General features: G+C 69.2%; 6 protein-coding genes. 5 read left to right on the top strand and 1 reads right to left on the bottom strand.

Annotated features, from left to right (window positions below; all coding sequences use genetic code 11):
* The 4 genes from G6027_RS09930 to G6027_RS09915 form a co-directional block, all read left to right on the top strand.
* Positions 1-416: helix-turn-helix domain-containing protein (locus tag G6027_RS09930; protein ID WP_277612331.1), on the top strand; the 416-nt coding region annotated here is incomplete at its 5' end.
* A gap of 99 nt (positions 417-515) precedes the next feature.
* On the top strand, positions 516-2,045 hold the full coding sequence (locus tag G6027_RS09925; RefSeq protein ID WP_182637032.1) for an aldehyde dehydrogenase family protein: 1,530 nt from the start codon (positions 516-518) through the stop codon (positions 2,043-2,045).
* A gap of 167 nt (positions 2,046-2,212) precedes the next feature.
* Positions 2,213-3,325 (top strand): NDMA-dependent alcohol dehydrogenase, encoded by a 1,113-nt coding sequence (locus G6027_RS09920; RefSeq protein WP_182637031.1) that lies wholly within the window; start codon positions 2,213-2,215, stop codon positions 3,323-3,325.
* 254 nt (positions 3,326-3,579) lie between these two features.
* Positions 3,580-4,680 (top strand): IS30 family transposase, encoded by a 1,101-nt coding sequence (locus G6027_RS09915; RefSeq protein WP_182637030.1) that lies wholly within the window; start codon positions 3,580-3,582, stop codon positions 4,678-4,680.
* Between the two features lie 63 nt (positions 4,681-4,743).
* Here the strand turns inward: G6027_RS09915 and G6027_RS09910 are convergent, their stop codons facing one another.
* Complete coding sequence (locus G6027_RS09910; RefSeq protein WP_107749357.1) at positions 4,744-5,448, bottom strand: Crp/Fnr family transcriptional regulator; 705 nt, start codon at positions 5,446-5,448, stop codon at positions 4,744-4,746.
* A gap of 317 nt (positions 5,449-5,765) precedes the next feature.
* Here G6027_RS09910 and nth point away from each other — a divergent pair.
* A partial coding sequence (gene nth, locus G6027_RS09905; RefSeq protein ID WP_182637029.1) for an endonuclease III occupies positions 5,766-6,501 on the top strand: 736 nt, incomplete at its 3' end.

The raw sequence follows: 6,501 nt of genomic DNA, 5'->3' as shown, positions 1-6,501 counted from the left end.
GGACGGTCCTGCGTCCGCTGCACGAGCGCGGTTCCGAGAGCGGCGAGATCGTGCGCCGGATGGTCGCGGACCTGGCCGCCGGGCGCGGGGTCGGGACGCCGAGCGTGACGGTCCGGTTCGTGGACGCCGTCTGCGCACTGGACCTGCCCAACGGGCTGGTGTCACTGCGCTCCGTCCTGGGCGACTGCCTCACCCAGAACTCGAAGAGAGGGTCGGGAACCCTCGACGTGGACTCACTGCCCTCCCGCGCCCGCTCCGTCCGGCCACCGCGCGCCGGTGAGCTCGCACGGGGCGAGTACGACGCGATCGTGGCCGCGTTGGCGGACTGCGACGGCGTCCGGTCCCGCGCCGCCAAGCGATTGGGCATCAGCCGGACGACCCTCTACGCCCGGATGAGGGAATTCGGCCTGTCCTAGAAGGTGTCCAGAAACTGAACACTCCACCTCCCGCCCACGACCCCATGATGGGTTGTGACCGGCCTCACATCGAGTCGGTCGGGATTTTTGGAGGACACAATGACCGGCACACTCTCCCGGGACACCGGCGCCACCACCCAGGTCGACGAACGGCTCGGCGCCGAGGCCCGCGACTTCCTCGGCCGCCCGCACCAGCTCTTCATCGACGGGCAGTGGGTCGACGCCGCGGACGGCCGCACCTTCGGCACCTTCGACCCCGCCACGGGCGCCGAGATCACCCAGGTCGCACACGGCGGACCCGAGGACGTCAACCGGGCTGTCGCCGCCGCGCGCCGGGCCTTCGACGACGGCGCGTGGGCGACCATGAAGCCCAACCAGCGCGAGCAGATCCTGTGGCGCATCGGCGACCTGCTGGACGCCAAGGCCGAGTTGTTCGGGCAGATCGAGGCCCTGGACAACGGCAAGTCCGTCGCGATCGCCACCGCCGTGGACGTCGCCTGGGCGGCCGACGTGTTCCGTTACTACGCCGGCTGGTCCACCAAGATCGAGGGCTCCACGGTCAACGTGTCGATGCCGTTCGCCGGCGACAAGCAGTTCCACGCCTACACCCAGCGCGTCCCGGTGGGCGTGTGCGGGCAGATCATCCCGTGGAACTTCCCCCTGCTCATGGCGGCGTGGAAGCTCGCCCCCGCCCTGGCCACCGGCAACACCCTGGTCCTCAAGCCGGCCGAGCAGACACCGCTGACCGCGCTGCTGCTGGGCGAGGTCATCGCCGAGGCCGGGGTGCCCGACGGCGTGGTCAACATCGTCACCGGCTTCGGTGACGCCGGCGCCGCCATCTCCGCCCACGACGACGTGGACAAAGTGGCCTTCACCGGCTCGACCGAGGTGGGCAAGCTGATCGTCGACGCCGCCAAGGGCAACCTCAAGAAGGTCTCCCTCGAGCTGGGCGGCAAGAGCGCCAACATCGTCTTTGCCGACTGCGACTTCGACGCCGCCGTCGCCGGGTCCGTGGCCGCGTGGATGTTCAACCACGGCCAGGCCTGCACCGCCGGCACCCGCCTGTACGTCGAGGACTCCATCTACGAGAAGTTCACCCAGGCCGTCGCGGACGCCGCCGCCCAGGCCACCATCGGGCACGGTCTGGACCCCGCCACCGAGCTCGGCCCGCTGGTCGACCAGGACCAGTTCGACAAGGTCTCCTACTACCTGCGCGCCGGGATCGAGGACGGCGGGCGGGCCCTGACCGGCGGCGGCCGACACGGCGACACCGGCTACTTCGTCCAGCCGACCGTCTTCGTGGACGTCGAGCCCGACCACCGGGTGGTGACGGACGAGATCTTCGGCCCCGTCGTCTCCGCCCTGCGCTTCACCGACGTCGACGACGCGGTCCGCCAGGCCAACGACTCGATCTACGGCCTTGCCGCCGGGGTCTGGACCCAGGACATCTCCAAGGCCCACAAGGTCGCCAGCCGCCTGCACGCCGGCTCAGTGTGGGTCAACCAGTACAACGGCTTCGACACCGCCATGCCGTTCGGCGGGTTCAAGCAGTCCGGCTGGGGCCGGGAGCTGGGCCAGGGTGCGCTGGACCTGTACACGCAGACCAGGTCGGTCAACATCCAGCTCTGACCTGGTCCGACTCCGAGACCGGGACCCGGCGTCCCCGTGATCCCCCCGGGGACGTCGGCGACTCCCCTTCTCTCTGACATCTCCTGACGTCCCGCATCCCCTCTCCAGTTCCAGTCCCACTCCCCCTCTCCACTTCCGATCACCCGCTCCCCGAAAGGAACACCGCCGTGAAGACCAAGGCAGCAGTACTGTTCGACCTCCACCAGCCGTTCGAGATCATCGAGCTCGACCTGGACGATCCCGGCCCCGGCGAGGTCCTGATCAAGTACACGGCCGCGGGCCTGTGCCACTCCGACCTGCACCTGTCCGACGGCTCGCTCCCGCCGCGCTTCCCGATCGTCGGCGGGCACGAGGGCGCCGGCGTCATCGAGGCCGTGGGCGTGGGCGTGACCAAGGTCAAGCCCGGTGACCACGTGGTGTGCTCGTTCATCCCCAACTGCGGCACCTGCCGGTACTGCTCGACCGGGCGGCAGAACCTCTGTGACATGGGCGCCACGATCCTCGAGGGCCACATGCCCGACGGCACCTTCCGCTTCCGCTCCGGCGGTAAGGAGTTCGGGGCCATGTGCATGCTCGGGACCTTCTCCGAGCGCTCGGTGATCTCGCAGCACTCCGTGGTCAAGGTCGACGACTGGCTGCCGCTCGACAAGGCCGTCCTGGTGGGCTGCGGCGTGCCGTCGGGCTGGGGCACCGCCACCTACGCCGGCAACGTGCGCCAGGGCGACACCGTGGTCATCTACGGGATCGGCGGACTCGGCATCAACGCCGTCCAGGGCGCCGTCCACTCGGGTGCCCGGCACGTGGTGGTGGTGGACCCCGTCCAGTTCAAGCGCGACGAGGCCCTGAAATTCGGCGCCACCCACGCGTTCGCCGACGCCGCCGAGGCCCACGCCGAGGTGGAGAAGCTCACCTGGGGCCAGATGGCGGACCAGGCGCTCATCCTGGTGGGCACCGTCGACGAGCAGGTCGTCTCGAGCGCCTTCGACGTGATCGGCAAGGGCGGCACCGTGGTGATCACCGGCCTGGGCAACATGACCGACAAGACGGTCCAGGTCAGCGGCACCGTGATGGCCCTGTTCGGCAAGACCATCACGGGCACCCTGTTCGGCTCGGCCAACCCGCAGTACGACATCGTCAAGCTGCTGCGCCTCTACGACGAGGGCAAACTCAAGCTGGACGAGCTCATCACCACGACCTACACGCTCGACCAGGTCAACGAGGGCTACCAGGACCTGCAGGACGGCAAGATCATGCGCGGCGTGATCATCCACGACGCCTGACCCGGCCCCCGCGCGGCCGCGCCCATCGGCCGCAGTCCATCGACAAGAGCGTTCCGAACACATCGTCCGAGGGTGGTCTCAGGTAGCTAGCGCAACACCCTGACTGATCGGGGTGTGTGGTGGCTCAAGAGCTGGACTGGAGACTGCGGGCGGGTGTGTGTCGCTCGTTGCTCGAGGGAAGTAGCGGGCGTGATGCCGCGGCGCAGTGGGGTGTCAGCGTGGCTACGGCGTGGAGGTGGGCCAAGCTCGCTGGTATGACGTTTGAAGTGGGCCGGCACGGTGGCGTGGGCGTGGATGTCGGGACGGCCGGGTCCCAGCGGCCGCTGAAAGGGGCGGCGACCTATCGCCGGTTGAGCTTGTTCGATCGGGTCTACATCCAGGCCATGTGGGACCTGCCGATCCCGGCCGGCGTCAGGGCGATCGCCCGGGGTCTGGGGGTGGCCGCCTCGACGATCTGCCGGGAGCTGGCTGCCCACTCGTTCGAGCACTGGGGCAAACAACGCTATGACGCCCGGTTGGCCCACCAATTGGCCCTGGACAAGCGCACGCGCTGCCGGCCGGGCAAGCTGGAGTCAACGCAGCTTCGCCGCGAGGTCATCGCCCGGTTGAACCAGAGGTTCTCCCCGCAGCAGGTCGCCGGTCAGCTGCGGTTGATGTTCCCCGATCAGCCGGAGCTGCACGTGTCACACGAGACGATCTACCAGGCCCTTTACGTCCAGGGCAAGGGTGCGCTGCGGCAAGAGCTGAAGGTGGAAAAAGCGTTGCGGTCCGGGCGCAAGGGCCGCGTCCCCGCCTCCCAGCTGCCACCGCGCAGCTCCCGCCCGTGGCTGCACGGGGCACGTCTTTCCGACCGGCCGGCCGAGGCCAACGACCGTGCCGTGCCGGGGCACTGGGAGGGCGACCTGGTGGTGGGCCCGAACAACTCCGGGCTCGTCACCCTGGTCGAGCGCCACACCCGATACACCCTGATCGGCCGACTGCCCGGCTGCCGAGACAGCGCCACGGTCACCGATGTGCTCGCCACGATGATCGCGGCCCTGCCCTCCCGGTTGGTCACCACGATCACCTGGGACCAGGGAACCGAGATGGCAGGGCACGCCGCGTTCACCGTCAAGACCGGCTGCCCGGTCTACTTCTGCGACCCGCACTCGCCCTGGCAGCGCGGATCCAACGAGAACACCAACGGCCTGATCCGGGACTTCTACCCCAAAGGCACCGACTTCAACACCCTCAGCGACGCCGAAATCGCCGAGACCGAACGCCTCCTAAACATCCGCCCCCGAGCCATCCACGACTTCCACAGCCCGCATGCCAAGATGACCGAACTAATCACCGGTGTTGCGCTAGCACCCTGAAACCGCCCTCGGGGGAAGTGTGCGGAACGCTCTTGTCGATGAAGTCAGCGACGTCAGCGACCGTCAGCGGGCGCGGCGGGCCAGGCGCTCGGTGTCGGAGATGATGACGCTCTTGCCCTCGAGCCGCAGCCAGCCGCGGTGTGCGAACTCGGCCAGGGCTTTGTTGACGGTCTCGCGGGACGCGCCGACCAGCTGGGCGATCTCCTCCTGCGTGAGGTCGTGCGTCACGCGGATGTTGCCGCCCTCCTGGGTGCCGAAGCGCTGGGCCAGCTGCAGCAGCGCCTTGGCCACGCGACCGGGGACGTCGGTGAAGATGAGGTCGGCCAGGTTGTTGTTGGTGCGGCGCAGACGGCGGGCCAGCACGCGCAGCAACTGGTCGGAGATCTCGGGACGCTCGGAGATCCACCGCTTGAGCGCGGAACGGTCCATGGACTGCACGGAAACGTCGGTGACGCAGACCGCCGACGAGGTCCGCGGGCCCGGATCGAAGATCGACAGCTCGCCGAACATGTCCGAGGGGCCGAGGATGGACAGCAGGTTCTCGCGACCGTCGGGGGCCTTGCGGGAGAGCTTCACCTTGCCGGAGGTGACGATGTACAGGCTGTCGCCCTGCTCGCCCTCGCGGATGATCACATCACCCTTCGAGTACTCCTCGCGGGTCAGGTCGGCACGCAGCGCCGAGACGGCTGCGGGCTCGACACCCTGGAAAATGCCCGCCCGGGTGAGTACGTCGTCGGCAGACTGGTCCGTGCGGCGATCTATCGTCACAGTCTGTGACCCTCCCGTTCGGGCGTGGACGAGCGAGGTCCGCGCCATGGCGTGCGTGTGGCGAAAGCCACTGTAGCCGTTCCGGTGCCCCAGGTGTGACCAACGCGCGGCGACCGGGGTGGGTCAGGCCTCGATCTTCTCCGGTTCGGCCAGGATGGCGGCCTCGAACTTGTCCATCAGGAGGGCGAAGCCGGCGAGGAGGACCGGGACCAGGACGACGAGGATTCCCTGCATGACCCCGAGTAAACACCCCCGCGGGCCGGCGCGCACGTGCGGCCCGGCGCACCCGCGGGTGGTCCGGGCCGTAATGTGGTCTCATGCCCGACCCCGCTCCAGCTTCCGTGAAGCGCCGCAGACGAGGGGTGGCCGCGAGGGGGGTGGAAACCGACCTCGGGCGCACCCGCCGCGCCAGGCGCATGCTCCGCACCCTCGAGACCGCCTTCCCGCACGTCTACTGCGAGTTGGACTTCCGTGACCCACTGGAGCTGAGCGTCGCGACGATCCTGTCCGCGCAGTGCACGGACAAGCGGGTCAACGAGGTCACGCCCGCACTGTTCGCCCGATACCGCACGGCCGCGGACTACGCGGGCGCGGACCGCGAGGAGCTGGAGGCGCTGATCCGTCCGACCGGCTTCTACCGCAACAAGGCCCGCAGCATCCAGGGTCTGGGCGCGGCGCTGGTGGAGAAGTACGACGGCGAGGTGCCGCGGCGGCTCGAGGACCTGGTCACCCTCCCCGGATTCGGACGGAAGACGGCCAACGTGGTGCTCGGCAACGCCTTCGGTGTGCCCGGACTCACGGTGGACACGCACTTCATGCGCCTGGTCGCGCGCTGGAAGTGGACCGAGGCCACCGACCCGGTCCGCATCGAGCGGGAGGTGTCACGGCTGCTCCCGCGCGCGGAGTGGACCGACGCCAGTCACCGGATCATCTTCCACGGTCGACGGGTGTGCCACGCGAGGACCGCGGCCTGCGGAGCGTGTGTCCTGGCCGACGACTGCCCGTCCGCGGGCGAGGCCGGCCCGCTCGATCCGGTGGCCGCCGCCCGCCTCG

The organism is Dietzia sp. SLG310A2-38A2, assembly GCF_014145095.1.
In the GTDB taxonomy this organism is placed as follows: Bacteria; Actinomycetota; Actinomycetes; order Mycobacteriales; family Mycobacteriaceae; genus Dietzia.
The sequence above is the reverse complement of the archived record's forward strand: the minus strand, read 5'-3'. Positions and strand labels throughout refer to the sequence as shown.

Coding starts and splice junctions, on each gene's coding strand:
- G6027_RS09925 (WP_182637032.1), top strand. CDS start 516: ATGACCGGCACACTCTCCCGGGACACCGGCGCCACCACCCAGGTCGAC.
- G6027_RS09915 (WP_182637030.1), top strand. CDS start 3,580: ATGACGTTTGAAGTGGGCCGGCACGGTGGCGTGGGCGTGGATGTCGGG.